This window comes from Knoellia koreensis, assembly GCF_013041615.1.
Taxonomy (GTDB): domain Bacteria; phylum Actinomycetota; class Actinomycetes; order Actinomycetales; family Dermatophilaceae; genus Pedococcus; species Pedococcus koreensis.
Map to the genome: position 1 here is coordinate 1,506,015 of NZ_JABEPQ010000001.1, position 26,172 is coordinate 1,532,186.

General features: G+C 71.6%; 28 protein-coding genes, 1 tRNA gene and 1 pseudogene. 12 read left to right on the forward strand and 18 right to left on the reverse strand.

Features of this window, described 5'->3' with window-relative positions:
- Positions 1-3 precede the first annotated feature (3 nt).
- The gene (locus HJG52_RS07345) at positions 4-1,257 is read right to left on the reverse strand and encodes a heparan-alpha-glucosaminide N-acetyltransferase domain-containing protein (protein ID WP_171242803.1); all 1,254 of its coding nucleotides are present in this window, start codon (positions 1,255-1,257) and stop codon (positions 4-6) included.
- Between the two features lie 103 nt (positions 1,258-1,360).
- Between HJG52_RS07345 and HJG52_RS07350 the strand changes: the two genes are divergently transcribed.
- Positions 1,361-1,585, forward strand: coding sequence for a hypothetical protein (locus tag HJG52_RS07350; RefSeq protein ID WP_171242804.1), 225 nt, complete (start codon positions 1,361-1,363; stop codon positions 1,583-1,585).
- Positions 1,586-1,619: 34 nt separating this feature from the next.
- On the opposite strand, the gene HJG52_RS07355 is transcribed toward HJG52_RS07350, so the two are convergent.
- Entirely contained in the window at positions 1,620-2,054 is a 435-nt protein-coding gene (locus HJG52_RS07355; protein WP_171242805.1) for an SRPBCC family protein, read from the reverse strand.
- Between the two features lie 92 nt (positions 2,055-2,146).
- On the opposite strand from HJG52_RS07355, the gene HJG52_RS07360 reads away from it, so the two are divergent.
- The 3 genes from HJG52_RS07360 (at position 2,147) to HJG52_RS21235 (ending at position 4,981) form a co-directional block, all read left to right on the forward strand.
- Positions 2,147-3,115, forward strand: a complete 969-nt coding sequence (locus tag HJG52_RS07360; protein ID WP_171242806.1) for a LysR family transcriptional regulator — start codon at positions 2,147-2,149, stop codon at positions 3,113-3,115.
- 284 nt (positions 3,116-3,399) lie between these two features.
- Positions 3,400-4,824 (forward strand): OFA family MFS transporter, encoded by a 1,425-nt coding sequence (locus tag HJG52_RS07365; RefSeq protein ID WP_171242807.1) that lies wholly within the window; start codon positions 3,400-3,402, stop codon positions 4,822-4,824.
- Between the two features lie 25 nt (positions 4,825-4,849).
- Positions 4,850-4,981 carry an MFS transporter small subunit gene (locus HJG52_RS21235; protein ID WP_171242808.1) on the forward strand — a complete coding sequence of 44 codons (132 nt, stop codon included), beginning with the start codon at positions 4,850-4,852 and terminating at the stop codon, positions 4,979-4,981.
- Between the two features lie 40 nt (positions 4,982-5,021).
- On the opposite strand, the gene HJG52_RS07375 is transcribed toward HJG52_RS21235, so the two are convergent.
- From HJG52_RS07375 to HJG52_RS07385, 3 genes are all read right to left on the reverse strand, one after another.
- The gene (locus tag HJG52_RS07375; protein WP_240977192.1) at positions 5,022-6,161 is read right to left on the reverse strand and encodes an FUSC family protein; all 1,140 of its coding nucleotides are present in this window, start codon (positions 6,159-6,161) and stop codon (positions 5,022-5,024) included.
- Positions 6,162-6,270: 109 nt separating this feature from the next.
- Positions 6,271-6,347: transfer RNA gene (locus HJG52_RS07380), tRNA-Met, on the reverse strand.
- Between the two features lie 75 nt (positions 6,348-6,422).
- The gene (locus tag HJG52_RS07385; protein WP_171242809.1) at positions 6,423-9,506 is read right to left on the reverse strand and encodes a UPF0182 family protein; all 3,084 of its coding nucleotides are present in this window, start codon (positions 9,504-9,506) and stop codon (positions 6,423-6,425) included.
- Positions 9,507-9,656: 150 nt separating this feature from the next.
- On the opposite strand from HJG52_RS07385, the gene HJG52_RS07390 reads away from it, so the two are divergent.
- The gene (locus tag HJG52_RS07390) at positions 9,657-10,211 is read left to right on the forward strand and encodes a PPA1309 family protein (RefSeq protein WP_171243140.1); all 555 of its coding nucleotides are present in this window, start codon (positions 9,657-9,659) and stop codon (positions 10,209-10,211) included.
- A 13-nt stretch (positions 10,212-10,224) separates the two neighbouring features.
- Here HJG52_RS07390 and HJG52_RS07395 read toward each other — a convergent pair whose 3' ends face one another.
- The 3 genes from HJG52_RS07395 to HJG52_RS07405 are packed head-to-tail and all read right to left on the reverse strand — an operon-like array spanning position 10,225 to position 12,955.
- Complete coding sequence (locus HJG52_RS07395) at positions 10,225-11,334, reverse strand: YlbL family protein (protein WP_171242810.1); 1,110 nt, start codon at positions 11,332-11,334, stop codon at positions 10,225-10,227.
- Complete coding sequence (locus HJG52_RS07400) at positions 11,334-11,786, reverse strand: molybdenum cofactor biosynthesis protein MoaE (protein ID WP_171242811.1); 453 nt, start codon at positions 11,784-11,786, stop codon at positions 11,334-11,336. The genes HJG52_RS07395 and HJG52_RS07400 overlap by 1 nt, the downstream gene beginning before the upstream one ends.
- A gap of 5 nt (positions 11,787-11,791) precedes the next feature.
- Positions 11,792-12,955 (reverse strand): NAD(P)H-binding protein, encoded by a 1,164-nt coding sequence (locus HJG52_RS07405; RefSeq protein ID WP_346767607.1) that lies wholly within the window; start codon positions 12,953-12,955, stop codon positions 11,792-11,794.
- A 61-nt stretch (positions 12,956-13,016) separates the two neighbouring features.
- On the opposite strand from HJG52_RS07405, the gene HJG52_RS07410 reads away from it, so the two are divergent.
- Positions 13,017-14,444 carry a zinc-dependent metalloprotease gene (locus tag HJG52_RS07410; RefSeq protein ID WP_346767608.1) on the forward strand — a complete coding sequence of 476 codons (1,428 nt, stop codon included), beginning with the start codon at positions 13,017-13,019 and terminating at the stop codon, positions 14,442-14,444.
- A complete protein-coding gene (locus HJG52_RS07415) occupies positions 14,441-15,049 on the forward strand; it encodes an NUDIX hydrolase (protein ID WP_346767609.1) in 609 nt (202 codons plus the stop codon). Before HJG52_RS07410 ends, HJG52_RS07415 begins: the two co-directional genes overlap by 4 nt.
- A gap of 22 nt (positions 15,050-15,071) precedes the next feature.
- Here the strand turns inward: HJG52_RS07415 and HJG52_RS07420 are convergent, their stop codons facing one another.
- Positions 15,072-15,659: a M48 metallopeptidase family protein gene (locus HJG52_RS07420; RefSeq protein WP_171242814.1), complete on the reverse strand. Its 588-nt coding sequence runs from the start codon at positions 15,657-15,659 to the stop codon at positions 15,072-15,074.
- A 72-nt stretch (positions 15,660-15,731) separates the two neighbouring features.
- On the reverse strand, positions 15,732-16,556 hold the full coding sequence (locus HJG52_RS07425; RefSeq protein ID WP_171242815.1) for an enoyl-CoA hydratase/isomerase family protein: 825 nt from the start codon (positions 16,554-16,556) through the stop codon (positions 15,732-15,734).
- Positions 16,557-16,702: 146 nt separating this feature from the next.
- On the opposite strand from HJG52_RS07425, the gene HJG52_RS07430 reads away from it, so the two are divergent.
- The 3 genes from HJG52_RS07430 (at position 16,703) to HJG52_RS07440 (ending at position 19,466) form a co-directional block, all read left to right on the forward strand.
- On the forward strand, positions 16,703-16,861 hold the full coding sequence (locus tag HJG52_RS07430; RefSeq protein ID WP_091756008.1) for a DUF5679 domain-containing protein: 159 nt from the start codon (positions 16,703-16,705) through the stop codon (positions 16,859-16,861).
- 167 nt (positions 16,862-17,028) lie between these two features.
- Positions 17,029-18,135 (forward strand): hypothetical protein, encoded by a 1,107-nt coding sequence (locus tag HJG52_RS07435; protein ID WP_171242816.1) that lies wholly within the window; start codon positions 17,029-17,031, stop codon positions 18,133-18,135.
- A complete protein-coding gene (locus HJG52_RS07440) occupies positions 18,132-19,466 on the forward strand; it encodes an AarF/UbiB family protein (RefSeq protein ID WP_171242817.1) in 1,335 nt (444 codons plus the stop codon). The genes HJG52_RS07435 and HJG52_RS07440 overlap by 4 nt, the downstream gene beginning before the upstream one ends.
- Positions 19,467-19,548: 82 nt before the next feature.
- Here HJG52_RS07440 and HJG52_RS07445 read toward each other — a convergent pair whose 3' ends face one another.
- From HJG52_RS07445 to HJG52_RS07460, 5 genes and pseudogenes are all read right to left on the reverse strand, one after another.
- The gene (locus tag HJG52_RS07445; protein ID WP_346767610.1) at positions 19,549-20,610 is read right to left on the reverse strand and encodes a YhjD/YihY/BrkB family envelope integrity protein; all 1,062 of its coding nucleotides are present in this window, start codon (positions 20,608-20,610) and stop codon (positions 19,549-19,551) included.
- A gap of 74 nt (positions 20,611-20,684) precedes the next feature.
- On the reverse strand, positions 20,685-20,888 hold the full coding sequence (locus tag HJG52_RS07450) for a hypothetical protein (protein WP_171242818.1): 204 nt from the start codon (positions 20,886-20,888) through the stop codon (positions 20,685-20,687).
- A gap of 122 nt (positions 20,889-21,010) precedes the next feature.
- Positions 21,011-21,577: pseudogene (locus HJG52_RS07455) on the reverse strand (HhH-GPD-type base excision DNA repair protein); the annotation flags it as partial.
- Positions 21,578-21,729: 152 nt separating this feature from the next.
- The gene (locus HJG52_RS21240; protein ID WP_277352078.1) at positions 21,730-21,861 is read right to left on the reverse strand and encodes a hypothetical protein; all 132 of its coding nucleotides are present in this window, start codon (positions 21,859-21,861) and stop codon (positions 21,730-21,732) included.
- A 178-nt stretch (positions 21,862-22,039) separates the two neighbouring features.
- Positions 22,040-22,327, reverse strand: a complete 288-nt coding sequence (locus tag HJG52_RS07460) for a WhiB family transcriptional regulator (protein WP_171242820.1) — start codon at positions 22,325-22,327, stop codon at positions 22,040-22,042.
- A gap of 1 nt (position 22,328) precedes the next feature.
- Between HJG52_RS07460 and HJG52_RS07465 the strand changes: the two genes are divergently transcribed.
- Positions 22,329-22,496: a hypothetical protein gene (locus tag HJG52_RS07465; protein ID WP_171242821.1), complete on the forward strand. Its 168-nt coding sequence runs from the start codon at positions 22,329-22,331 to the stop codon at positions 22,494-22,496.
- A gap of 151 nt (positions 22,497-22,647) precedes the next feature.
- Here the strand turns inward: HJG52_RS07465 and HJG52_RS07470 are convergent, their stop codons facing one another.
- The 3 genes from HJG52_RS07470 to HJG52_RS07480 all read right to left on the reverse strand — a co-directional run bounded on the left by HJG52_RS07470 (position 22,648) and on the right by HJG52_RS07480 (position 25,703).
- Positions 22,648-22,887 carry a hypothetical protein gene (locus HJG52_RS07470; protein ID WP_171242822.1) on the reverse strand — a complete coding sequence of 80 codons (240 nt, stop codon included), beginning with the start codon at positions 22,885-22,887 and terminating at the stop codon, positions 22,648-22,650.
- Between the two features lie 130 nt (positions 22,888-23,017).
- On the reverse strand, positions 23,018-25,210 hold the full coding sequence (locus HJG52_RS07475; RefSeq protein WP_171242823.1) for an ATP-dependent DNA helicase UvrD2: 2,193 nt from the start codon (positions 25,208-25,210) through the stop codon (positions 23,018-23,020).
- Between the two features lie 64 nt (positions 25,211-25,274).
- The gene (locus tag HJG52_RS07480) at positions 25,275-25,703 is read right to left on the reverse strand and encodes a PPOX class F420-dependent oxidoreductase (protein WP_171242824.1); all 429 of its coding nucleotides are present in this window, start codon (positions 25,701-25,703) and stop codon (positions 25,275-25,277) included.
- Between the two features lie 111 nt (positions 25,704-25,814).
- Between HJG52_RS07480 and HJG52_RS07485 the strand changes: the two genes are divergently transcribed.
- A complete protein-coding gene (locus HJG52_RS07485; protein WP_171242825.1) occupies positions 25,815-26,081 on the forward strand; it encodes a mycoredoxin in 267 nt (88 codons plus the stop codon).
- Positions 26,082-26,172: the final 91 nt, after the last annotated feature.

Consider the following 26,172-nt stretch of genomic DNA (forward strand, 5'->3'; position numbering starts at 1 on the left):
GGGTCAGCGGTGGCTGGCCTGTTGCGATGGGTCCGGCACCCGAGTTGAAGGCTGGCCGACGACGGCCGAACCCGCCACCTGAGCGAGCCGGGCCACGACGGTCTCGAGCGGTCCCTTGAGCGGCACCAAGGCGAAGAAGGCACCGACGGCCAGCACGAGGACGACCTGCTTGGGGTAGTCCTCCGGCCGCTCCCAGTGCGGCCAGTAGCCCTGCGCCATCACCGCGACGTGCAGGCTGTAGAGCGTCAGGGTCATGGCGCCCGCCCCGAACACGGCGGCCCACAGGTTGCGACCGATGCGGGTCAGCAGGAGGCACAGCCCGAGGACCGCGAGCGCGCTGCCGATGGTCTGGGCCAGGTCGAGCGGCGTGCCGGAGTGCGGCGCCACCGTGGCCAGCCACCACCACGAACCGGTCGGGGTCGTGCCGTGCAGGCCCTCGGTGAGCGTGGCGTCCAGCGCGCCGGGGTCGGACAGGAGGGTGGGGTCAGGGTTGGCCGCGTCCGGGTAGGTGGTGGCCAGGGCGGTGCGGGCACCGCTGCCGGACAGGAGGATCCGCGACGCGACGGTGCTGGTCACGGCCAGCGCGCAGCCCCCGACCAGCAGGGCCAGGTCGGTGCCACGACGGCGCAGGTCGAGCCGGCCGAGCGCCATGCCGGCCAGGAGGTAGGCCACCCACGTGAAGGCCGGGTAGTAGCCGACGAAGAGCAGCTGGCTCAGGAGGTCGAGGGGATGCGCCAGGTCCGAGGGTGACGGGCTGCCGGTCGTGTGGGCGAGCAGGTGGGGGCGCAGCAGCTGGGACACCACGGGCGCCACGAGTGCCCAGCCGGCGGCGAGCACGGCCAGCGCCCGGGCGCCGAACCCGAGGAACGGCAGGGCGAGGAGGAACAGCACCCCGTAGTAGCTGAGGATCACCGCGATCCAGGTCGGGAGCGCGCCGAGCAGCAACCCGAGCCCGAACACGAGCAGCGCCCGCACGACGAGGCGCACCGACGCGGCATACCGCTCGCGACCGCGCAGCGGCGTCGCCCGGCCGGTCACGAGGGCGACACTCACGCCCGCGAGCACGGCGAACAACGCGGACGCGCGCCCGCCGGCCAGCTGCTGGACCACGGTGACGTCGTTGCCCACCCGGCCGGGGACGATGTGCGTGGCCATCATTCCCACGAGCGCGAGGGCGCGGGCCACGTCGACGCCCACGATGCGCCGCGGGGGCACCTCGGGGATGAGGGGCCGCGGTGGAGCGGCGGCGTCGGCCATGACCCCATCGTGTCAACGAAACCCGAAGCGCGGGCGAAAGCCGCGGCCCCCTGACGTCGCGACTCGGCCTGCCAACGGCCGACGACCGGTCTAGCGTGAAGGCATGACCCCGGACACGAACTACGAACGCGAGCCCGTGCTCTCCGACGAGGACCGCAAGGCCGACATCGCCCACGAGCAGGAGGCGCTGGCGAAGAACCCGCCGCCGGACCCCTCGGTCCAGGGCGGCGACGACGAGGACATCGACCCCACCGAGTCCGCCGAGAGCACCGACTACACGACCGGTCTGGACAGCCTCGAGCGCGCGCAGGAGTCACTCGAGGAGTGAGCATGACGCCCGGCCCGGTGGCCTGACGCCGCGCTCAGGAACGGCCCTCGGCGATGAGGGCCAGCCGGCGCAGCGACTCGACGTTGCGCCAGTGCACCACCGGCTCGAACACGGGCGCGGGCACGAGGGTCCCGGGACCGCGCACCGCCCATTCACGCATGGTGACGAGGCAGCCGCCGGCATCGTCTTCGAGGTTCACGACGACATCGGCCTCACCGAGCGGCCAGCCCCGGGCGCGCAGCCCGAGCCGGGTGCCGGGGTTGGACTCGACGACACTCGTGGTGTCGTTGAGCAGCAGCGGCCAGACCCCCACCGAGTGGTGGATGACCGCGTCGACGTCGGGCCAACGGCCCTCAACGGTGCGGATCCGGGACGCGCCGACGACCCAGCTGGGGTACAACCACGGGTCGGCGAGCACCGCCCAGACCGCATCCCGTGGCGCAGCGCAGTGGCGACGGACTGTGGCCACGACAACCCTCCTCCGACCTCGACGTCCTCAGCCCCATGCCCGCGACAAGGCGACCGCAAACGCCCGGGACGCAGGTGCGATAGACATCTCGCATGCTTGTGCGCCAGCTCGAGTACTTGGTGGCACTGTCACGTGAGGGGCACTTCGCCCGTGCTGCCGAGGCCTGCCACGTCTCTCAGCCGGCGCTGTCGGCCGGCATCCGCAAGCTCGAGTCCGAGCTCGGGGTGCAGGTGGTGCTGCGGGGGCAGCGGTTCGAGGGCTTCACCCCCGAGGGGCTCGAGGTGCTGCGGTGGGCGCAACGGGTGGTCGCCGACCAGGAGGCGCTGCAGCAGACGCTGACCTCCATGCGCACCGGGCTCACCGGCACGCTGCGCATCGGTGCCATCCCGACGGCGCTCGGCATCGCCGCCCAGCTGACCACACCGCTGCGCGCCGCCCACGAGCTGGTGCGGTTCTCGATCGAGTCCCTGACGTCGCGCGAGATCGTGGCCAAGCTCAACGACTTCGACATCGACGTGGGCCTCACCTACGTCGACGGCGAGCCCCTCGGCCGGGTGCGCGTCATCCCCCTCTACCGGGAGCGGTACGTGTTCCTGACCCCGGTCGATGGCGCGTTCGCCGGCCGGACCTCGGTGACGTGGCCCGAGGCCGCGGACACCCCGCTGTGCCTGCTCGTGCCGTCGATGCAGAACCGGCGCATCATCGACGGCTACTTCGCCGACCACGGGCTCAGCGTCACGCCCGTCGTCGAGACCGACACCGTCTCGGCCATGTACGCCCACCTCGCCGTCATGAAGCTGTCGACCATCGCTCCGTTCTCGTGGATCAAGAGCTTCGGCCCCCCGCCGGGAGCCATGGTGCTGCGGCTGCCCCGACCCCGGCGGGCCCGCCATGTCGGGCTGGTGCTCGCCGGCCGGGGGCGGGAGTCTCTGCTGACGAGCGCGCTCGTGGAGACCGCGCAGGGGCTCGACCTCGACCGGCAGCTCGGGACCGCGATGCGGCGTCTCCTCGCCGAGCTGGAGCCGGCCGAGCCCGCCGCCGACCCCTCCGCCGACCGCTAGGCCGGCCGTCGCGAGCCTGCGCGGGTGATTGACGGTAGTTGTCAAGCGATAGACATTTTCTCTTGGCTGACTATCACCCACCACCCCTAGGGTGCACGCAGCCCGTGCCGACCGGACCACCGCCAGGACCCGGTGGCGGGCCGCCTCACCCCTGGCCCGGCCGACGGGTGTGATGACGGCCTGACACCTAGACTTGGTCGCCTGCGACGCACGGCTGGACCACGTCTCGCCCACGGGCCCACCTGCGCGGACGTCATCGCCACACCGCACCCAAGGAGGCGTGCATGGCTGCACTCTCGTTCCTCGACCGCAAGCACACCGTGGCCCCACCCGGCTACAGCCGCTGGCTCATCCCGCCGGCCGCCCTCGCGGTCCACATCTGCATCGGCCAGGCCTACGCCACGAGCGTGTACAAGGCGGCGCTGGTCCAGCACTTCAACACGAGCCTGACGTCGATCGGCATCATCTTCTCGATCGCCATCGTCATGCTCGGCGTCTCGGCCGCGGTGTTCGGCACCTGGGTCGACACCGGCGGCCCCCGACGCGCCATGTTCACCGCGGCCTGCTGCTGGGCGGCCGGCTTCCTCGTCGCCTCCGTCGGCATCTCGAGCAAGCAGCTGTGGCTGGTCTACCTCGGCTATGGCGTCATCGGCGGCATCGGGCTCGGCATCGGGTACATCTCGCCCGTGTCGACCCTGATCAAGTGGTTCCCGGACCGCCCGGGTCTGGCCACCGGCATGGCCATCATGGGCTTCGGTGGCGGTGCGCTCGTCGCGTCGCCGCTGTCCAGCGAGCTGCTGGCCCGCTACTCCGGCCTCGACAAGGCCTCCCTCGCCACCAGCACCGTGCCCGGCAGCGCCGTGGCCAAGCTGTTCATCACCCTGGCGATCGTCTACTTCATCGTCATGATGTTCGGCGTCTTCACCATCCGCGTCCCCGCCGACGGCTGGAAGCCCGACGGCTTCGACCCCTCCACGGTCAAGCAGAAGGCCATGGTGACGACCAACAACGTCTCGGCCAACAACGCCATCCGGACGCCGCAGTTCTACCTGCTGTGGATCGTGCTGTTCTGCAACGTCACCGCGGGTATCGGCATCCTCGAGCAGGCCGCGCCGATGATCCAGGACTTCTTCCGCAACGGGGACACCTCAGAGGTGTCGAAGGCAGCCGCCGCCGGCTTCGTCGGCGTGCTGTCGCTGTTCAACATGGCGGGCCGGTTCGTCTGGTCGACCACGTCGGACTACCTGGGCCGCAAGAACAACTACATCATGTACCTCGGTGTGGGGATCGTCTGCTACGTGCTGCTCGCACTGCTCGGCTCGACCCACACCGCGGTGTTCGTCCTGCTGTGCGCGGTGATCATCTCGTTCTACGGCGGCGGCTTCTCCACCGTGCCGGCCTACCTGCGCGACCTGTTCGGCACCTACCAGGTGGGCGCGATCCACGGCCGACTGCTGACCGCGTGGTCGGCGGCGGGCGTCGCCGGCCCGCTCATCATCAACCGGGTGCTCGACTCGCGCGGCGAGCCCGGCAAGCTGGTGGCCGGCGACTACCGCCCGGCGCTGTTCATCATGGTCGGCGTCCTGGCCGTCGGGTTCATCGCCAACCTGCTGATCCGCCCGGTCGACTCGCGCTTCCACGAGAAGGTCGAGCACCACTTCATCGACGACGACAACTCGGCCGACCCCGACACGGTCCCCGCCAAGTGACACCCTGACGGCAAAGGACGAACCCATGAGTGAATCCACCACCACGACCACCACGCCGACGGCGCGCATCGTCCTCGCCTGGCTGGTCCCGGTGATTCCGTTGGCCTACGGGCTCTACAACACCCTCAAGTCCGCGCTGAAGCTCTTCACCCAGTAGCAGCAGCCGGACCAAGCAGTCCCGGCCCCGGGTCGCGCACTCAGCGCGGTCCGGGGCCGGCCTGCGCCTGCCCTTTGACGCGGCCCGGGATCAACGCCGCCGACGCCACACCCGCGGCGACGCCGATCGCCGTGTCGACGCCGCGCGCGACGATCATCGTCAACGGTGACGTGGGTTCGGCCAGCTCGGTCATGATCATGATGACGGGCGTGAAGAACCCCAGGGCCACGCCGTAGTGCCGGCTCATGAACAGCTCGGTGGGAAACAGCAGCACCATCACGGCCACGGCCAGGACGACCGCACCCGGTCGCGGCCACAACAGCACCGCGGTCACGACCAGCCCGGCTGCCGTCCCCGTCAACCGGTGCAGGGCGCGGTGCAGCACCGCCCGCAGCTCGAGCCGCTCCCCGCCGACGACGACCGCCAGCGGCACCGCGGCCGACGCCATCGCCCAATTGGCGTGGTCGACGCCGAGGAGCAGCCCGGCGAGGCCCGCACCGGCCGTCGCGACGGCATACCGGAACGCGTGTGTCCCCGACCCGGCTGGGAGGCCACGGCGCCACGACGCCGGCCGCTGGGTCACCCGGCTGCGCGCCGACCCGGCCCACGTCCGCGGGGACGACGCCGGCCCACCGCCGCCGCGCGTGACGGACACGACGACCCCGAGCAGCATGGCGAACGCGGCGGTGCCCGCGCACAGGGCAACCGCGTGCCACCACGACACGAGGTCGGCGCCGACCGTGGCCGTGGCGCCGAGCGCGAAGATGCCGAAGAACGGGCCGCCGGGTCGCAGCCGCAACCAGTCGGTGACGACCGAGGCGATGGTGGCGAAGGCAGTGACGCAGACGACGACCGTGGCCGCCGACGCGCGGTTGTGCGCCAGCGCGACGCCCGTCGCGACACCGGTCACGATCATGCCCGCGCCGTGGAACTGGTGGCGCAGCCGGTCCTTCCACGGCTCGAGCCGCCCGTACATGCCGGTGAACGAGCCGAAGACGACGTAGAGCATGAGCTCGGGCCGGCCGACGGCAATGAGGCCGAGGCCGGGCACGAGCAGGCCGAGGGCCACGCGGACCGCGTGCCGCACGTCGGCGCGGTCGCGCAGGTATGCCGCGGGCGAACCTGCCCTGGAGCGCATGCCCTTCCGAGCGCTGCTCCCCCGGGGACCGACCGCTGACATGGGGCCAAGGGTGTCAGACCCCACTCCCCGCCGAGACGCTGCCACACCCCCGTGTCCCAGCACGACGAAGGCCCGGACCGTGTGGTCCGGGCCTTCGTCGTTGACGCGTTGGTAGCGGGGGCAGGATTTGAACCTGCGACCTCCGGGTTATGAGCCCGGCGAGCTACCGAGCTGCTCCACCCCGCGTCGGTAACCCCTACTTTACGTGACGTTCCCCGGCGCGACCAAATCGGCCACGCGGCATACCGACTCGCGCGCTCGTCAGGGCGTGCTCGTCGCGGTGCCGGTCGGGGTCGGGGTCGGCTTCACCGTCGCGGTGCCGCCCTTGGGCGAGGCCGCGACCGCGCGCTTGATGGCGTCGTCGAGCTTCTTCTGAGCTGCGCCGTATGCCGCGAAGTCGCCGTCACGCAGCGCCTTCTGCCCCTCGTCGTAGGCGGCCTGGATGTCGGTGAGCGCCTTGGCGAGCGCCGCCGGGTCCGTCGCCCCACTCGGGGGCGTCGTGGGCGTGGTGGGTGTCGTCGGCGGGGTCGTCCCGCCGTCACCGCCACCGCCAGTGCCCGAATCCCCTGCAGTGGCGCCGGAGTTGCCACCGAAGAGCCCGTCGAGCGCCCCGTCGAGGGTGTCCGACCAGGCGAGCTTGTCACCGAACGCGACCACGGTCGCCCGCAACAGCGGGAACGCCGAAGTCCCTTGTGCTGCAACGTAGATCGGCTGCACGTAGAGCAGACCGCCACCGACCGGAAGGGTCAGCAGGTTGCCAAGGGTCACGTTGGATCCCTGCTGCCGGGCGTTGTTGAGGAACTGGCTCAAGGTCAGGCTGAACGCCGGCGAGGTCTGGTTGGAGGAGTTGATGTCGTTCTGCACCTGCCCGGGGCCACGCACCTGGGTGTCCTTGGGCAGGGCGAGCAGACGCATGGTGCCGTAGTCGGCGTCGGGCTTGCCGGCCGTCTTGCCCGCGTCGGCGTCGACGGCGAGGAACCCGGTCAGCACCTGCCGGTCACCACGCGGCTTGAACGTCGTCGTCAGCGAGAACTTGGCGCTCTCCTGCTCCGGCAGCTTGAGGGTCAGGTAGTAGGGCGGTTGGTCCACGGGGTTGTCCGCGGACGGGTCCTCCGGCACCTCCCAGAAGTCCTGGCCGCCGTAGAAGGAGTCCGCGTCGGTCACGTGGAACCGGGTGAGCAGCTGGCGCTGCACCTTGAACAGGTCCTCGGGGTAGCGCAGGTGCGACATGAGGTCGGCGTCGATCTCGCTCATCGGGCGGACGGTGCCGTCGAAGGCCTTGTTCCAGGCCTTGAGCAGCGGGTCGTTCGCGTCCCAGGCGTAGAGCTTGACGGTGCCGTCGTAGGCGTCGACCGTCGCCTTGACCGAGTTGCGGATGTAGTTGACCTTGCCGCTGCCGATGGCGCGCACGGCGCTCGACCGGGCCGTCACCGAGTCGGACGTGGCGTTGTCGATCTCGGTCAGGCTCGAGTACGGGTAGTCGGCCGTCGTCGTGTAGCCGTCGACGATCCACTGCACGCGTCCGTCGACGACCGCCGGGTAGGGGTTGCCGTCGGTCGTGAGCCACGGGGCCACCCGCTCGACGCGCTCGAGCGGCTGGCGGTGGTCGAGGATCTTGCTGTCCCCGTTGACTGCGTTGGAGAGCAGGAAGTTCAGCTCGCGGTACTTCAGCGCGTAGGCCACCTTGCGCGGGAACGAGCCCACGTCGACACCGCCGCTGCCGGCATAGGTGTTGTTCTCCTGGCCACCCTCGCTCGGGTAGTCGAACTCCCGCGGCGCCGCACCGGACGGGCCACCGACGATGGAGTACTGCGGCGACTCCTCACCGAAGTAGATGCGTGGCTCGAACTTCGGCAGCTTGCCGGACTGGGGGATGTTCTGGGCGTAGAAGACCGGCTCACCGTCGGCCGTGCGCTGGTTGCCGTATGCCGCGACCATGCCGAAGCCGTGCGTGTAGACGGTGTGGTCGTTCAGCCAGTTGCGCTGCTGCTCCGGCACACCGGCAAGGTCGAGCTCGCGCACCGCGACCACGGTGTCGCGCGTCTGGCCGTCGACGGTGTAGCGGTCGACGTCGAGAGAGTCGGGGAAGGCGTAGTAGTTGCGCACCGACTGCAGCTGCTTGAACGTCGGCGACACGACGTTGGGGTCGACGAGGCGTATGCCCGGCACGGTCTCGGCGTCGTCGCGTAGCTGGCCGGGGCTCGCCTCCGTCGTCGCCGTGTAGGGCTGCACCTCCACCTTGTCGATGGCGTAGGCCTTGCGCGTGGCGTCGATGTTGCGCTGCAGGTAGGGCTGCTCGAGCGACTTCTCCGACGGCTTGACCTGGAAGCGCTGCACCAGTGCGGGGTAGATGCTGCCAACCACGACCGAGGTGACGACGAGCAGGCCGAGGCCGATGACGGGCAGCCGCCACGACCGGGTCCAGATGGCCGCGATGAACAGCCCGGCGGTCATGATCGCGGCCACCGCGAGGATCACCTTGGTCGGGAGCACTGCGTTGGCCGCGGTGTAGTTGATTCCCGTCTCCACCGGTCCGGAGTTGGCGGACGTGGCCAGGGAGTAGCGGTCGAACCAGTAGGTCGCGGCGCGGACGAGGACGAGGGCCGCCGCGAGCACCGCGAGGTGGGTGCGCGCCGCACGCGTCGTCCGCTCGCCACGGTTCTGGATCTGCAGACCGCCGTAGACGTAGTGGGTGAACGCCGCGGCCACCAACGCCATGACGAGCGCCATCGTGAGGAAGCCCAGCACGAACCGGATCCACGGCAGCGTGAAGACGAAGAACGAGATGTCCATCTTGAACTGCGGGTCCTTGGTGCCGAACGGAACTCCGTTGCGCCACAACAGGAATGTCTTCCACTGTCCAGCCGCGCCCGCCCCGGCGAGCAGGCCGAGGACGCCGGGGATCGCGACCATGGCGATCTTGCGCAGCGGCTCGATCGCCTCGCGGTACTGGTCGAGGTTCTGCTGCTGGGCCGTCACGGGCGCGTAGATCGGCCGGGTGCGCCACCCGATGACCAGGCTCGAGCCGACCAGCGCTGCGGTGACCACGAAACCGACGACGAACAGCAGCACCTTGGTCCACAGCTGCTTGGTGAAGACGTCGGTGTAGCCGACGGAGCCGAACCACAGGACCTCGGTCCACAGCGAGGCGAAGATCGTGACGAGGAAGCCCAGCACGATGAGGATCGCGATGGTCGGCGCGAGCGGTCCGCGGCGACGTCCGAAGGAGAGGTTCGGCGGGCGGCGACCGCCGGCACCCCCGGAGCCACCGGGCTGCGCGGGCCGCCCCGGCCGGCCGCCCTCGCCCGGGCGCTCGCCGGGACCGAACCACTCAGAAGAACTCACGCCGTGCCCGATCTGCCGCGCGGATGCCTTCGCCACCCGCTGGTAGGGGGTCCAACTTACCGACCGCCCCTGTGGTTCCCGCCGCCGAGGTCCCGCCGACGCCGACCCGGCGCGGGTATGCCGGGTGGTGGGCACGCGGCATACGGCACCATGGGGCGCGTGACATCGCAGACCCCCGAACGCCGCCAGGTCACCGACCCCCTCTCGATCGCCGCCCTCGACACCGAACGCCACGTCGCGGCCGGCGGGTGGGAGCAGAACCCGCGGCTGTTCGCGCTCGTGCCGACCGCCGATCTCGTCGCCCGCGAGCCGCACCTGCGGCCGGGTCTGCACGGCTCCGACCTCGCCGAGGGCGCGCTGAGCGCGATCGAGCAGGACAACCTGCCCCCCACGTCTAACCTCGAGTCTCTCCTCGGCGGCATCAGCTGGCCCGAGGCCGTCGTCGGCGCGGCGCTGGCGATCGAGCGGATCGTGGTGCCACCGGGCGCCGACAGCGACCTGCCCGACGACCCGGAGAAGGCCGTCGAGGCCCTGGCCAACCATCCGCAGCGGCAGGACGTGCGGCTGCTGGTCGCCGTCACCCGCGACGGCCAGGCGCGGTGCCTGCTGCGCCAGCGCGCCCACGACAGCGACGACCAGGTCGCGGCGGGTGAGGACATCGCGCCCGGTCTGGTGCACGCCCTGCGGGCGACCCTGCAGGACTAGCGCGGCGGTCGCCTCAGCGGGTGCAGGTCGGCAGCGATCCACCCTTGCCGGCGGCGATCGACTCGACCGACGACCTGGCCTCGTCGAAGGTCGCGATCCGCACCACCTTGAGCCCGTCCGGCACGTGGCCGACGACCTCGGAGCAGTTGTCGGCCGGGGCGAGGAACCACTTCGCTCCCCCGTCGCGCGCACCCACGAGCTTCTGCCGGATGCCGCCGATCGGGCCCACCGCGCCGGTGTAGTCGATGGTCCCGGTGCCGGCGATCTTCTGCCCGCCGGTGAGGGCGCCCGGGGTGAGGGTGTCGTAGAGCCCGAGCGCGAACATCGTTCCGGCAGAAGGGCCTCCGACGTCACCGGCGTCGATGGTGACCTTGTAGGGGAAGTCGAAGGTCAACCCGAGGAAGACCCCGATCGTGGTGCGACCCTGGTTCTCCTTGGTCGCCGCCTCGACCGTGACGGGCTTGCCGTCGCGGACGAGCCCGAGCCGGACCTTCTCGCCCGGCTTGTGCTTGCCGATGGCGGTGCGGACGGCCTCGGTGTTCGCGACCGGCTTCCCGTCGATGGTGTCGATCCGGTCGCCCGCCTTGAGGAGCGACTGGTTCGGGCTGTCCTTGGTGACCTGGCCGACGACGATGTGCGACTTCACGTCGGCCCCAACGGCCTTGAGTGCCACGGCAATCGCCTCCTGCTGGGAGTCGACCATCTCGGCGGCGTTCTCCTCCTGCACCTGCTTGCTGGTGACGCCCTTGGGGAAGTACGCCTCCTCCGGCTCGATCTCCTCGCTCCGGCTGATCGCCGCGTGCAGCAGGTCCCAGACGGTGACCTTGAGCCCGGGCCCGCCGGCGACGCGCACGGTGGTGAAGTCGAGCGCGCCATCGGTCGGGTACGTCTTGGCCCCTGACACGGTGATCAGCTGCTTGTCGTCGAGCTTGCCCAACGTGTTGGTGACGGGGCCCGGCTTGAGGACGATGTAGGGCAGGCCGACCATCGTCGACAGGGCCGCGAACGCGATGACGAGGAAGCCACCAACGAGGGTGGCGACCGAACGTCGGCCGAGGCGGTAGGGATCACCCTCGACCGGGCCCGGCCCCCAGTGGTCGGGCGCGGAGTCGTGCTGGCTCATCAGGGCAGCCCCACCCACTCGTCGGTGCCGTCGGTGAACTCCTGGTGCTTCCAGATCGGCACGGTCGCCTTGAGCGTGTCGATGAGGTCGCGGCAGGCCTCGATCGCCTGCGCGCGGTGCGGCGCCGAGACGGCGGCCACCACGGCGAGGTCCCCGACCTTGAGCCGCCCGCTGCGGTGGACGGCGGCCACCTTGGCGACGGTATGCCGCGTGGCGACCTCACGGCATACCCGCGCCAGCTCGTCCGCGGCGCTCGGGTGCGCGGAGTAGTCCAGGCCGGCCACCTCCTCGCCGTGGTCGTGGTCGCGCACGACACCCACGAAGAGGGACACCGCGCCACACCGCGGGTGCTGCACGGCCGCGAGCGCCTCGTCGACCGACAGGGGCGCCTCGCGGATATCGGCGAGCACGACCTCGGCGGGGTCGGTGAGCTGGGTCGAACGGTCCGACATCGCTTTCAGGCCTTCCTGCGGCGGCGCCGCACGATTGCCGCCGTGCCCACGAGGGCGACGGCGGCGCTGGCCGCCCCGAGGGCGGCGTCCTTGCGGTCGAGCCGGCGGGCTGCGACCGCGTGTGATCCTGCGATGGTCCCGAGCAGGACGCCGAGGCAGGTCTCGTTGTCGTGCACCGGTTCCCACCCGGCCTCGAGCAGCCGCTGCGAGGACACGGCCCAGGGGAAGACGACGAAGGTGAGGTCGCTGGCGGGTGCCGGCAGCATCCCAACGCGGTGGAGCCGGTCGGCGGTTCCCATGGCCGAGGACAGGCTCAGCGACACCGGCCGCATCCCGGTGAGCCGCTCGAGCTCGGCGTGGGTGAGGTGGCCCGGCGCTCCGACCGGGACGACACCTTCCATGCCGGTCGCCACGACGAGCGCAACGGCGGTGCCGAGGTCGTCGACGTGGCAGAACTGCCAGGCCGGCGCGGCGCCCCGGACGGTGAGCAGCCGGGGTGCCTCGAAGTGCCGGGTGAGGACCGTGTCGACGCCCTCCCCCACGAGGGCCGCCGGGCGCACCACGGACAGGCGCAGGCCGGGGTGGACGTCACGCGCGACGGCGACGAGCTGCTCGACGTCCATGAGGTCGCCGACCTGGCCGCCGTCGCTGGGCGCGCGCAGCGGCGCGTCGTCGGGCAGCGGCACGGGGTTGTCCGCCTCGGCGCCGTAGACCTGCGCGCTCGTCACGACGACCAGGTGCCGCACCCCGGCTGCCGCGGCAGCCGTCACGACGGTCTGGGCCCGGCGCAGGCTGCGCTCGCGGCGGGCGCGGGTGCCGAGGGCCAGGTCGGCCGCCAGATCGGTGCTGACGGCGACGTATGCCGCGACGTCGGCTCCGCGCAGGGCCTGCGCCAGTGCCGGGTCGGCCGGGTCGCAGCGGCTGAACTCGACACCCTCGACTCCCGGTGGCTCGAGCCCGATGGCGCGGACGCTGCCGATCGGGGCGGGAGCCGGCCGGTCCGTGCCACGGGTCGATGCAGGTCGGATGGGTGCGGACCGGGTGGACGCAGAGGCCAGCGCGCGCAGCACCGCCCGGCTCGCGGCGTCGCCGTTCGCCACCACGGCGACGTCGACGGCGCTACGCCGCGAGCGAACGGCGCCCTTGGGGGCGCGCGCAGGGGAACTCACTTCGGCCTCCGCGTGGTTGTCTGGGTGGACGTCATCCTCTCAGGAGCCACCAGGAGCTGTTGTGCCCGACCACCCCGACCTGCCCCAGTCGCCCGACCAGCCGGGCGATGACGACGGCACGGGCCTGCCACCCGAGCTCGAGCAGGTGCTGCGCCAGCTGACCGGCGGCCAGCAGCTCGACCCGCAGATGGTCAAGGCCCTCAAGGACATGGGCGTCGACCAGGTCGACCCCGCCATGCTGTCGATGATGGCCGGCCAGGTGCAGGCGATGTTCGCCGGCGGCCCGTCCGACGAGGCGTTCAACGTGGCGCTGGCGACCGACACCGCCCGCAAGACCGTGGCCGCCGGCGGCGACGCCCTCGTGAGCGAGGCCGAGCGACGCCAGCTCGACACCGCCGCCCAGGTGGCCGAGCTGTGGCTCGACGACGTAACCGCCTTCTCCGCCCCCGGCATCAGCACCCACGCCTGGAGCCGCGCCGAGTGGGTCGAGGAGACCATGCCGATGTGGCGCCAGCTCGTGGAACCGGTGGCCGAGGGGGTCGGCCGTGCGGTCTCGACCGCGATGCGCGCCCAGATCGGCGAGCTCGGCGACCTGCCCGAGGGCGCGGTTCCCGAGGGCCTGCTGCCGCCGGGGATGGACCCGGCCGCGATGCTCGGCCAGATGGAGCCGATGCTGGCGAAGATGAGCGGCTCGATGTTCGGGCTCCAGGTCGGGCAGGCCGTGGGGGCGCTGGCCGCCGAGACCGTCAGCGGCACCGAGGTCGGTCTGCCGCTGGTGTCCGACCGGTCGGTGGCGCTGTTGCCGGCCAACGTCGCCGCCTTCGCCGAGGGACTTGGCGTCGACCTGGACCAGGTGCGGCTCTACCTCGCGGTCCGCGAGGCCGCCCGGGTGCGGCTCTTCGCGCGGGTGCCGTGGATCGGTCCCCAGCTGGTGACGGCCGTGCGGGACTACGCCCGCGACATCACCATCGACACCGACCGCATCGAGACGGCCCTGCAGTCGGTCGACCCCAGCGACGCGAGCGCCCTGCAGTCCGCGCTGCAGGACCAGCTGTTCCGGCCCGACCCCAGCCCCGCGCAGCGGGCCGCGCTGGCCCGGCTCGAGACCTACCTCGCCCTCGTCGAGGGCTGGGTCGACGTCGTCGCCGAGCGCGCCACCCGACAGCACCTGCCGCAGGCGGCCGCTCTCGCCGAGGCGGTGCGCCGCCGCCGGGCCACCGGCGGTCCGGCCGAGAAGGTGTTCTCCGGCCTGGTCGGCCTCGAGCTGCGCCCGCGCCGGCTGCGTGACGCCGCCAACCTGTGGGCGGCGCTGGAGGCCAAGCACGGCATCACCGGCCGCGACGGCGCGTGGGGGCACCCGGACGTCGCACCGACCGCCGCAGACCTGGACGACCCGCTCGGCTACGTCGAGAAGGTCGGCTCCACCGACGGCTCCGACGCCGACCTCGACGCCGCGCTCGACCAGATCCTGCGCGAGGGCGACCAGTGACCGACCCCGCCACCGCGTCCGCGGAGCCGGACGCGCAGGCTGGCGTGCCCGCGGCATACCTGGCCCTGCGCGACGACGCGATGGCGACGCTGCGCGCGTGGGACGCGTTCGACGACCAGCAGGAGCAGTGGCGGCGCGAGCTGCTCGCCCACCTGGAGGTCCACCCCGGCGCCATGTGGAAGCAGGGCCCGCCCCAGCACCTCACGGCCGGGGCGATCGTCCTCAACCAGTCACTCGACCAGGTCCTGCTGACCCTGCACGCCAAGGCCGGGATGTGGCTGCAGTTCGGTGGTCACTTCGAGCCCGAGGACCGCAGCGTGCACGCGGCGGCCACGCGCGAGGCACGCGAGGAGAGCGGCCTGGCCGACCTCGTGCTCGACCCGCGCATCGTCGAGCTGCACCGGCACCGGCTGCTGGCGGCCGGCTTCGGCCGGTGCGAGGAGCACCTCGACATCCGGTATGCCGCGGTCGTCCCCGACGACGCCGCGTTCGCCGTGAGCGACGAGTCGCTCGACGTGGCGTGGTGGCCGGTCGACGCCCTGCCACCCGAAAGTGCGCACGAGATCGCGCCGATGGTCGCCGCGGCGCTGCGGCTGCTGGGCTGAGGCTGCCGCCCGGCGAACGGCCTCAGTCGTCGCTCGGCCCGAAGTCGAGCGCGGCCTGGTGCGGCTCGCCCCGCTCCGCCGGCTCACCACCCGGGCTCTCGACGTCGTCGGACAGGTCGAGCCCGGCTGCATGGGCGACGCCCTCGAGGTAGCCACGCGCGCGCTCGAGCCGCGGGTAGCCGGCGAGCAGCTGCCAGAACTCTGGCCCGTGACCCGGCGCGAGCAGGTGGGCCAGCTCGTGCAGGATCACGTAGTCCAGGACGTAGGCGGGCATGCCCTTGACCCGGTGCGAGATGCGGATCGTGCGGTCACTCGGCGTGCACGACCCCCAGCGGGAGTTCTGGTTGGTGACCCAGCGGATGCTGGCCGGCTTGGCGAGCCCGCCGAGGTAGCGCCCCGACAGATCGGCCGCGCGCGTGGACAGCTCGGCGTCACTGGGGCGACGGCGTCGGTCGCCCTTCTCGAGCCGCTCGACCATGGTCGCGACCCACTGCCGCTCCTCAGCCTTGGTGAACCGCGCGGGGATGAGCACGATCGTGCGGCCGCCCTCGCGGTACGCACTCACGGTGCGACGCCGCCTGCGGCTGCGTCGGACCTCGATGTCGCTCATTCCTCCACGATAGGCGAGCACGCGGACATTCCCGAGCAGCACGAGCCGTGCCTGTGGACGAGACGCGCCGCCTCAGCGACTGTGAAAAACCGGCGCCCGCTTGGCAGCTGCGGCAGCGATGCCCTCGTGCAGGTCCTCGGTAGCGAGCGTCGTCGCCTGGGCCAGCGCCTCCCACTGCAGCGCGGTCTCGTGGCTGTCGTGGCCGCCGCCCCGGAGCGCCTGCACGGTGAGCCGGCTCGCGATGGGAGCCGTGGCTGCCACCCGGTCGGCCGCCTCCAGTGCGCGGTCGAGCACCTCCCCCGCCGGGTATGCCGCGGACGCCAGTCCCAGCCCGACCGCCTCCTCGCCGGTGACGATGCGTCCGGTGAGGAGCAGGTCGCGCGCCACCGCCATGCCCGCGACGTCCGGCAGCGACCAAGTGGTCGCCATCCCCGGGTGCAGCCCCAGCGAGGTGAACGGCACGCCCAGCTTGGCGTCAGCGGCGGCATACCTGATGTCACAGGCGAGCGCGATCGCCAGGCCCGCGCCGATGGCCGACCCGTTGACCGCAGCGATCGTCGGGACCGGAACGTCCCTGATCGTGAGCCAGGTGCGGTAGAAGGTCAGCATCCGCTCGCGCAGGTCGCTGACCGAGGCGTCCTTGTCCTTGACGATCCACGACAGGTCCCCACCCGCGCAGAAGGCCGGCGGGGCACCCGTGACGACGACGGCGGCCAGCTCGGGGTCGGCCGCAAGGGCCGGCATGAGCCGCCCCCAGGACTCGGTCATGGGCGTGCTCATCGAGTTGCGGCGCTCCGGCAGGTCGAGGGTGACGACCGCGATCCGGCGCCCGCTGGAGTCGCGCCGCTCGGCCCGCAGGTCGGTCAGGTCGGTCTCCCACCAGGGCTGCGTGCTCATGGGAGCGAACCCTAAGGGGCGGCTGAGCACGACGCGACCCGCGGTCGCTGAGCACCCCCCTTGCGCGATTTTGTGCTCAGCATGGTCTAAGTTGGCCGGAGTCCGGCGCCGCAACCGTGCGGCGCGATCGACAAGGAGACATGGCGATGGCAGACGAGACCTACAAGGGCGAGTTCTACTGCGTGAAGTGCAAGGAGAAGCGCGAGGCCGAGGGCAAGGTCGTCGAGACCAACGGCCGCCGCATGGCCAAGGGTGTGTGCCCGGTCTGTGGCACCAACCTCAACCGCATTCTCGGCAAGGCCTGACGCAGGCTTTCCCATCGCGAGGGGCGGACCCGACCAGCCGGTCGGGTCCGCCCCTCGCTGTTTCCCGCAGACCACTTGCGCCCCACCAGACGCATCGACCCCGTGTTGGAGCGGTTCACCTGTGGATGACCGCTTTTGCCCCGGATTGCCTGTGCCAGATTGAACCGGTGAGCCAGCCCTTCCTCCCCAAGCTCCTCGGTCCCCTGCTCCACCGCGGCGACGGCCGGGTGCAGGTCGGGGTCGAACCTGGCCGGTCCGTCGTCCTCGACGGGCCCCCACCGGCCCAGCTGGACGCGCTGCGCGCGCTCGACGGCACGCGGACCCTTCCCGCCGCCCTCGCCACGCCCGAGGGCCAGGCCCTCCTCGCGCTGCTCGTGCGGGCGGGTCTGGTGGTCGACGGCTCCACGACGGTCCAGGCCGGCGCGGCGTCCGCCCTGGGGCGCGAGGACACGCGCGGCCTGCTGCGCGTCACCAGCACACCACCGCAGGGGTATGCCGCGGCCGCGGCGCGCGCGGACGCGTGCGTCCTCGTCGTGGGGCGCGGCGCCGTGCCCGACGGGGTCGCGACCGTGTTGCGGCGCGCCGGCGTGGGTGACGTGCGCTCGGGTGCGCAGGCCGCTTCCGACTGGGAGCACGACGCGGTCGGCGACGACGCCGTCGACCACGACGGCGCCCGTCACGACCTCGGCCACAACGGCAACCACCGCGACCTCGACCACGACCACATCGACGGCGACGAGGCGACCGCCCTGCTGGCCCCGGACCCCGCGGACTCCCCCGTGGGCGACCGACCGGACCTCGTCGTCCTGTGCGGCCGCCACGTGGTCGACCCGCGGCAGGGCCGCGGGTGGCGACGACACGGCATACCCCTGCTGCCCGTCGTCATCGGCGCGACCGAGACGGTCGTCGGGCCACTGGTGGCGGGCGCGGACCGGCCCTGCCTGGACTGCCTCGACCAGACCCGCACCGACCTCGACCCGGCCTGGCCGACACTGCTGGCGCAGCTGACCGCACCGGCCGTCGGGGCCGGCGAGGAGGTCGGGGGTGAGGAGTCGCTGGTGGCGTTGGCGTCCGCGATGGCCGCGATGGTGACGCTCGGGTGGCTCGACGGCCAGCCGCAACCGGTCGGGCGCTCGCTCGAGGCGGGGCTGCCCTGGCCGGGGGTGCGGCAGCGGGACTGGCCGGTCCACCCGCGCTGCCGGTGCGGCGGTCGCGACACGGCGGGGCGACCCACCGACGCCAGCGCAGAGGGACAGGTGAGAATGGCGGGGTGAGTGACCTCCCCCGCCGCGCCGTGAGCCGCACGGCCCGGCTCGCCAGCCTGCCGCTGGGCTTCGCCGGGCGCACCGCGGTGGGCTTCGGCAAGCGCGTGGGCGGCAAGCCCGCCGAGGCCGTGGCCGCCGAGCTCCAGGCCCGCACGGCCGAGCAGCTGTTCAAGGTGCTCGGCGAGCTCAAGGGCGGGGCGATGAAGTTCGGGCAGGCCATGTCGGTCATGGAGGCCGCCATGCCCGAGGAGCTCGCCGCCCCCTACCGGGCCACCCTGACCAAGCTGCAGGAGGCCGCGCCGCCGATGCCGGCCGCCACCGTGCACCAGGTGCTCGCCGAGGAGCTCGGCCCGCGGTGGCGGACCTCGAAGTTCCAGTCGTTCGACGACACGCCGTCCGCGGCTGCGTCGATCGGGCAGGTGCACCGGGCCGTGTGGCGCGACGGGCGCGAGGTCGCGGTGAAGATCCAGTACCCGGGCGCCGGCGAGGCCCTGATCTCCGACCTCAACCAGCTGGCGCGGGTGGCGCGGGTCGCCGGCGGCTGGATCCCGGGGATGGACATCAAGCCCATCACCGACGAGCTCAAGTCGCGGATGACCGAGGAGCTCGACTACGACCTCGAGGCGACGAGCCAGCGCCGGTTCGCCAAGGCATTCCGCGACGACCCGCACTTCGCGGTGCCGGACGTCCTCGTGCACAGCAAGCACGTCATCGTCTCGGAGTGGATGGACGGCCTGCCGCTGTCCAAGATCGTCTCCTCGGGCACCAAGGCGCAGCGCGACGCCGCCAGCCAGCGGTACATGGAGTTCCTGCTCGTCGGGCCCGCGCGGTCGGGGCTGCTGCACGCCGACCCGCACCCGGGCAACTTCCGGCTCCTGCCCGACGGGCGGCTCGGCGTCATCGACTACGGCGCGGTCAACCGGCTCCCCGACGGCCTGCCCTCGGAGATGGGGCGGCTGGTGTCGGCCGCCCTGTCGGGTGAGGCGGACGAGCTCGAGGCAGGGCTGCGGGCCGAGGGCTTCATCAAGCCGTCGATGTCGATCGACGCCCGGGCGCTGCTGGACTACCTCGCGCCGTTCATCGAGCCGCTCACGCACGAGGAGTTCACCTTCAGCCGGCCGTGGCTGCGCTCGGTCGCGACCCACGTCAACGACGTCCGGCGGCCGGAGTTCCTCGTCGGTATGAAGCTCAACCTGCCGCCGTCCTACCTGCTCATCCACCGGGTCTGGCTGGGCGGGATCGGCGTGCTGTGCCAGCTCGGCGGCACGGTGCCGGCCCGCTCGATCGTGGTCGAGCACATGCCCGGGATGCGCCTGCGCCCCCTGCCCCCGCCGACCTGATCCCCAACGCCCCCACCCGTCCCAGCTTTTCCGCGTGACGCGGGAAAGCTGGCTTCGCTCGCCTCAGTAGACCGAGCGAACCTCAGTCTTCCGGTGTGAGGTCCTTGGCCTGCGCCGGGCGGGACGAGTCACCACGCGCCTCGCCGGCCTCGGACGCCCCAGCCGGCTCCGCGGCATTCGGGCGCTTGGTGAAGTCGACCTCGATCTGTTGGTAGCCCTTGAACCGGCCGATCCGCGCCTGCTGGGCGTAGGCGCGGCGGTCACCGTCGGTGAGGCGCACGTTGTCGGTGAACGGCGTGAGCAGCGCCCGCGGGTAGAGCTTGCGGGCGCGCACGACATCGGCCTCGGCGAAGAACACCGTGCCCATCGCCGCCAGGTGCAGGAACGCGAAGAGGCCGATGACGATGCCGAAGACGCTGTTGGTCGCCGACGCCGAGCTGCTCGCGCGCTCGACGAGCCCCACCCCGAAGTACTGCAGCACCTGCCACGTCGCGGCGGCCCCGAACGCGCCCACCGCGACGTCCTTCAGCCCGAGGTCGAGCGCCACCGCGCGCCGCATCCCGAGCCCGAAGACCAGCGCGGTCCCGAGGAACGTCGCCACGAACACGAGGATCCGGGTCGCCGCCGGGAAGTCGTCGGACAGGTTGGCCTGCAGGATCGAGATGGCCGTCGTGAGGATGACGAAGAGCAGGATCGTGAGCAGCAGCAGGAAGCTGCGGCCGCGCGCCTTGAACGGGTTCGGGCGCGAGTTGCGGGGCACGCCCCACACGGTGTTCATGGCGTACTGGAACGCCTGCCCGACGCCGAGCCCACCGTAGAGCGCGACGAGGCTGCTGACGACGATGCCGGTCGGGCTGCCGCGCAGGCTCTCCGGCCGGCCGATCTGGTCCGCGATGAGCGGGATCTCCGACAGCGTCGAGTTGAGGATCTGCTGCTGCAGCCGCGTGTCGTTGGCAAGGACGAAGCTCAGCGCCGTGGTGAGCAACAGCAGCAACGGGAAGAACGACAGGAACGCGTAGTAGGCGATCAGCGCGACGAGGTAGCCGGCCTGGTCGTCGAAGAACTTGTAGAGGACCGCGATCGGGTAGCCGACGACCGGGTGCTTGCGCTGGAACCGGTCCAGCCAACGGACGACCTTGGACACGTCGTGATCCCATCACATGACCTGCGGGTATGCCGTGTGCTCACCCCGCGTGGCGCGTCATGTGGGCGCCCGGGTCACCACCAGGACGAGTCGAGCTTGCCCTCGATGCTGCGCAGGTGCTCGCGGCTGCAGCGCTCGCAGGTCCACACGTCGCGCCCGTTCTCGGTGCCGCGGGTCCACGTCAGCCTGGCCAGCGACTCCTCGTCCGGGGTCGTCCCGCAGGTGGCGCACACCATTGCGTCGGCGCCGTCGTCCGGTATGCCGCGTGGCTCGCCCATGGTCAGGCCCTGGCCGTGCGCTTCGCGGTGGTCTTCTTCGTTGCGGTCTTCTTCGCCGTCGCCTTCGTCGTAGCTGCCTTCGCGGTGGCGGCCTTCTTCGTGGCCGGCTTGGCGCCGGCCTTGGCCTTCGCCTCGGCCTTGGCGGCCTGCTTGAACTCGCGCACCTTCTGCAACGACTCCGCGTCGACGACGTCCGCCACCGAGCGGTAGGAGCCGTCCTCGGCATACGGGCCAATGGCCTCCTGCCACCCCGCCGGGCGCACCCCGAGCTGCTTGCCGACGAGGGCGGCGAAGATCCGGGCCTTCTGGTCGCCGTAGCCGGGCAGCTTGCGCAGCCGGTCGAGGAGCTCGTCGGTGTCCTTGGCCTCGGTCCAGATCCGCTCGGCGCGGCCGCCGTACTCGTCGCGGACCACGGCGGCGAGCTGCTGCACCCGCCCCGCCATCGACCGGCCGTAGCGGTGGATCGCCGGCGGCGTGGCCGCCAGGTCGGCGAAGGCCTCGGGCTCGGCCGACGCGATCGCGTCGACATCGAGGTTGCCGAAACGGCTCTTGATCTTCCACGGCCCGCGGAACGCGTGCTCCATCGGGTACTGCTGGTCGAGCAACATCCCCACCAGCAGGGCGAACGGGTCCTCGCTGAGCACCGCGTCGGCGTCGGGGTCCTGGGCGATCCGGATCTGCGTGGCCATGGGTGCAGCCTAGAACCCGCGCCTGCGAGTCTTCGGAACAATGTGCACGTTGGAACGTAGGGATGTTTCCGAAGACTCGCAGGCACCCGGGCATGACGAACCCGCCGGGACACTCCCTCGGCAGGGGGTCGCGGCGGGTCCGTGGTGACGCGTCACCGGGCCAGCATGCGAGGCGCGTGAACCAGCATCTCGTGCTGGGCCGCTGCCTCGAGCCGGCGCTGGTGCTCGCGCTGGCGACGCCGCTGATGGGCGCGCGCCAGGTCGGCATACAGGGCCTGGAACATGGTGAATCTCCTGTGTTCAGAACGACATTGGATGAAACGAGGGCGGACTGGAGTCCGGCCCGTGGGACCGGTGTCAATGCGCACCGGTCCCACGGGCGCCCCCTCTGGCATCCCCGCGGACGGGGTCACGACGGTCACGACCGACTCGGGCGTGGTGACGAGGTTCATGCGACGGGCCTCATGCGGCGACCGGGTTCTTCCTCGGTCGGCCACGCGGACGCTTGCGGGCGACGACGACTCCCTGGATGAAGAGCTCACCGCCCCACACGCCCCACGGCTCACGCCGGTCGAGCGCGCCGGCCAGGCACGCCTCGACGGCCGGGCACGTACGGCACAGCGACTTGGCGAACTCGACGTCGGCCGGGCTCTCGGCGAACCACATCTCGGCGTCGTTGTCTCGACACGGGATGCCCGAACCTGCCATCGCGGCCTGCTCGTTCAGGTCGTGAAGTGCGCTCAACTGCATCGTGTCACCTCCCCTTCTCGTCCCCGCCACGGTGGTGGCGGCTGCTCTCGGTATCGGTCCGGCCGGCTGGTCCTCGGTGGAGGGCCGGCCACTTCTCTTCGGTGTCGTGCTACTCGTGGTCCTGCAACGCGGTGTCGTGCTGTTCATCTGGTGGTGCTTCCTTCGGTGACTGTCGAACCGGAAGAAACTCATCGGGTCCGTCTCGGTGGCTGACTGCGCCGGACGCCGTGGCCAGGTCAAACCTGTTCTGGACAAACAGAAAGGCCGCGGATCCCGGATTTCGGGTTCCGCGGCCTTCGGAGAGACCTGGTGGCTGGTGCCTAGACAGGTGGTTCTCCGAAGGGTCGGAACTCGAGATCCGTGGCGTCGGTGCCGAAGGCGCCGGCGTAGGCCGGGCCATCCGGGATGACGACAGAAGCGGGCACAGCGGTCCCCTTGATCCAGCTACCGATGGGCGCGAGGAGGTGACGGCCGTCCTGCGGGCACACGGAAGCGACGCGGGACATGTGCATCGCGTCGATCGTCATCGTGTTGTTCTCCACTGGGACCACCCTCCTCATCTACTGCTCGTTCGGCCCGGATCTCGGTCCTTCGGACCGGCCGGCTGTGCGTTGTCAAGAGTAGGGGACCGTCCCCGACGCCAGCAACGCAATTAACGGGATTTCTGGAACTTTTCTTCGTGAACTTTCGTCATTCATCGGATTCTGTTGTGGCAGAACGCTTTTCGAGAACGTCTTCAACCGGGCTTCCGCCGAGGAGCGCCAGCACGTCGGCGCCGTAGAGAGCGAGCTTGCGCGCCCCGACGCCGGACACCTGCGCCAGCTCGCCCTCCGACGACGGCTCGCGTTCGGCGATCGCGGTGAGCGTCGCGTCGGTGAAGACGACGTATGCCGGGACGCTGGCCTCACGCGCGACGGCCAGCCGCCACTCGCGCAGCTTCTCGAAGGTCGCCTCGGAGTAGGTCGGTGGGCAGTCGTCGCATCGCCCCACCTTGCGCTGGCCGGCCGTCGTCAGCTCGGTGCCACAACCGCGGCAGTATGCCGGGAGCACCGGCCGGGCGGGCTTGCCACCTCGGCGTCCACCCACCGAGGACTTCGACTTCGGCTGCGAGCGCGCACCCTCACCGAGCACCGACGCGGCACCGTCGAGGAACCGGGAGGGGCGGCGCGTGGCCCGCGCTCCAGGCGTGCGCGCACCGGCCCACGACAGCCGGAGCTCGCGCCGCGCGCGGGTCACGCCGACGTAGAGAAGCCGCCGTTCCTCCTCGATCGCCTCCGGCGTCTCGGCCATGGTGATCGGCAGGTAGCCGTCGGACACACCGGCGAGGAACACGACGTCCCACTCCAGGCCCTTGGCCGCGTGCAGCGACGCCAGGGTCACGCCCTCGACCGAGGGCGCGTGCTGGGCCGACGCCCGCTCGTCGAGCTCGCGGATGAAGTCGGGCAGCCGCGCCTCGGGCGTCACGGCCACGAGGTCGTCGGACAGGGTCGCGAGCGCGGCCAGCGACTCCCAGCGCTCGCGTTGCGCCCCACCGGAGCTCGGCGCCTCCCGGGTCCACCCGGCCCCGAGCAGGACGTCGCGGACCAGCTCGGGCATCGGCTTCGACCCGTCGTCGGAGCGCGCCGCCCCGCGCAGCAGGAGCACCGCCTCGCGCACCTCGGTGCGGGCGAAGAACCGCTCGCCGCCACGCACGAGGTAGGGCACGTCGCGCTCGGCGAGCGCGGACTCGAATGCCTCGCTCTGGCCGTTGGTGCGGAACAGGATCGCCATCTGTGAGGGCGGCACACCAGCCTTGACCCGCTCGGCCACCTCGGCCGCGACGGCCGCCGCCTCTGCCGGGTCGTCGGAGTGCGACGTCAGCGCCGGCGTCGGACCCGCCTCGGAGTGTGCCTGGAGGACCACGGCGTTGCTGCGCATCGACCCCGACGGGCCGCGCACCACGAGGTTGGCCAGCTCGACGACCTGCGGTGTCGAGCGGTAGTTGCGGACCAGCCGCACGACCTGTGCCTTCGGGTGGTTCTGGGGGAACTCGAGCAGGTGGCGCGGTGAGGCACCGGTGAAGGAGTAGATCGTCTGCGCCGGGTCACCGACGACGCACAGGTCGTGACGCTCCCCCACCCACAGGTCGAGCAGCCGTTGCTGGAGCGCGTTGACGTCCTGGTACTCGTCCACGACGAAGTGGCGGTACTGCGACCGGACGGCGCGCGCGATCTCGTCGTGGTCCTGCAGGATCCCGACGGTCAGCAGCAGCACGTCCTCGAAGTCGATGGCCCCCCGCCCCGTCTTGACCTGCTCGTACGCGTCGAGCACCCGGGCCATCGCGGTGGCGTCGAGACCGGGGGGTTCGCGGCGCGCGGCGCGCGCGCCCGCGGCATACGTCTCCGGCGTCAGCATCGAGACCTTCGCCCACTCGATCTCGGCGGCGAGGTCACGGATAGCGGTGCGGTCGCGCGCGAGGTCGAGGCGCAGCGACGCGGCGGCCTGCGCGACGGCGGCTGCCTTGTGCGCCATCACCTCTGGCGCTGCCCCGCCGACGGCCTGCGGCCAGAAGTAGTGGAGCTGGCGCAGCGCGGCGGCATGGAACGTGCGCGCCTGCACCCCGCCGGCGCCGAGCGCACGCAGCCGGGTGCGCATCTCGCCCGCCGCGCGCGCCGTGAACGTCACGGCCAGCACGCGCTGCGGCTGGTAGGCCGCGGACCGGACGCCGTAGGCGATGCGGTGGGTGATCGCGCGGGTCTTGCCCGTGCCGGCGCCCGCGAGCACGCACATGGGCCCGAGCGGCTGCGCCGCCACCTCGCGCTGCTCGGGGTCGAGCGCGTCGAGGATCGCGTCAGGGGTCAGCTCACCGACGAGCGCCGGTATGCCGTGTGGCTGGGTGGGCATCGCGGCGATCCTGTCACGCGGGCCTGACGTCGGTTGCGCCGACGCCTGCCCCACGGGGCGGCTGCTACTGGACCAGGCCGTAGACCTTGGTGACGTGCAGCCGCAGGACGAGGCGACGGTCGGCGACCATCACCTCGCGGTACTCCTGCCAGTCGGGGTGTTCCTCCCCGCGGATCGTGCGATAGACCTCCACCAGCTCCTCCACCGCCTCGTCGTCGGGGGCCGACGCGACCGGTGAGAAGTCCGCGTCACCCTCGAGGACGGCATACGACCAACCGTCGGGCGACGACACGAACAATGACGCCCGCGGGTCGCGACGCAGGTTGGCGACCTTGGCGCGCCCGTCGGTGACCGACGCGCGAGCGGTCGCGGTGGCGGGGTCGAAGGTGAAGTTCACCGTGGACAGCTGCGGCCGGCCGTCGCGCTTGAGCGTGGCGAGGGTGCCGATGTCGCGGCTGGCGGCGAGGGCGAGGAGGGACTGGTCGAAGGGCATGCGCCATCATGGACACGACCGGCAGCGGTCCGCACGGAAGATCCGGGGCTCCGCGCGCGTTGACGGTCCAGGACGAGACGTCGCACCCGAGACGAAGGACCCAGGCACCTCATGAGCAACACCCCGCAGGCCCCCGCCCCCGGCAGCGTCACGATGTTCACGACGTCGTGGTGCGGCTACTGCAACCGGCTCAAGGCCCAGATGGGCCGCGAGAACATCCCGTTCACCGAGGTGAACATCGAGCAGGAGCCGGAGGCCGTGGCGTTCGTCATGGAGGTCAACGACGGCAACCAGACCGTCCCGACCCTGCTCTTCCCGGATGGCTCGGCCGCGACGAACCCGTCGATCAACGAGGTCAAGAAGCGCCTCGCCTCCTGAGCGCCCTCCCGCAAAACGGGGGTTGCTGACATGAAACGGGCCCTATTTCCCCCCGTTTTATGCTCGCAACCGCCGTTTTGCCGAGCGCGCG

What these genes read in the sequence shown, in the direction of transcription:
- HJG52_RS07345 (WP_171242803.1), bottom strand. Translation starts at nt 1,257, where the DNA reads ATGGCCGACGCCGCCGCTCCACCGCGGCCCCTCATCCCCGAGGTGCCC.
- HJG52_RS07350 (WP_171242804.1), top strand. Translation starts at nt 1,361, where the DNA reads ATGACCCCGGACACGAACTACGAACGCGAGCCCGTGCTCTCCGACGAG.
- HJG52_RS07360 (WP_171242806.1), top strand. Translation starts at nt 2,147, where the DNA reads ATGCTTGTGCGCCAGCTCGAGTACTTGGTGGCACTGTCACGTGAGGGG.
- HJG52_RS07365 (WP_171242807.1), top strand. Translation starts at nt 3,400, where the DNA reads ATGGCTGCACTCTCGTTCCTCGACCGCAAGCACACCGTGGCCCCACCC.
- HJG52_RS21235 (WP_171242808.1), top strand. Translation starts at nt 4,850, where the DNA reads ATGAGTGAATCCACCACCACGACCACCACGCCGACGGCGCGCATCGTC.
- HJG52_RS07375 (WP_240977192.1), bottom strand. Translation starts at nt 6,161, where the DNA reads ATGTCAGCGGTCGGTCCCCGGGGGAGCAGCGCTCGGAAGGGCATGCGC.
- HJG52_RS07390 (WP_171243140.1), top strand. Translation starts at nt 9,657, where the DNA reads ATGGGGCGCGTGACATCGCAGACCCCCGAACGCCGCCAGGTCACCGAC.
- HJG52_RS07395 (WP_171242810.1), bottom strand. Translation starts at nt 11,334, where the DNA reads ATGAGCCAGCACGACTCCGCGCCCGACCACTGGGGGCCGGGCCCGGTC.
- HJG52_RS07400 (WP_171242811.1), bottom strand. Translation starts at nt 11,786, where the DNA reads ATGTCGGACCGTTCGACCCAGCTCACCGACCCCGCCGAGGTCGTGCTC.
- HJG52_RS07420 (WP_171242814.1), bottom strand. Translation starts at nt 15,659, where the DNA reads ATGAGCGACATCGAGGTCCGACGCAGCCGCAGGCGGCGTCGCACCGTG.
- HJG52_RS07425 (WP_171242815.1), bottom strand. Translation starts at nt 16,556, where the DNA reads ATGAGCACGCAGCCCTGGTGGGAGACCGACCTGACCGACCTGCGGGCC.
- HJG52_RS07430 (WP_091756008.1), top strand. Translation starts at nt 16,703, where the DNA reads ATGGCAGACGAGACCTACAAGGGCGAGTTCTACTGCGTGAAGTGCAAG.
- HJG52_RS07450 (WP_171242818.1), bottom strand. Translation starts at nt 20,888, where the DNA reads ATGGGCGAGCCACGCGGCATACCGGACGACGGCGCCGACGCAATGGTG.
- HJG52_RS21240 (WP_277352078.1), bottom strand. Translation starts at nt 21,861, where the DNA reads ATGTTCCAGGCCCTGTATGCCGACCTGGCGCGCGCCCATCAGCGGCGT.
- HJG52_RS07460 (WP_171242820.1), bottom strand. Translation starts at nt 22,327, where the DNA reads ATGCAGTTGAGCGCACTTCACGACCTGAACGAGCAGGCCGCGATGGCA.
- HJG52_RS07470 (WP_171242822.1), bottom strand. Translation starts at nt 22,887, where the DNA reads ATGAGGAGGGTGGTCCCAGTGGAGAACAACACGATGACGATCGACGCG.
- HJG52_RS07475 (WP_171242823.1), bottom strand. Translation starts at nt 25,210, where the DNA reads ATGCCCACCCAGCCACACGGCATACCGGCGCTCGTCGGTGAGCTGACC.
- HJG52_RS07480 (WP_171242824.1), bottom strand. Translation starts at nt 25,703, where the DNA reads ATGCCCTTCGACCAGTCCCTCCTCGCCCTCGCCGCCAGCCGCGACATC.
- HJG52_RS07485 (WP_171242825.1), top strand. Translation starts at nt 25,815, where the DNA reads ATGAGCAACACCCCGCAGGCCCCCGCCCCCGGCAGCGTCACGATGTTC.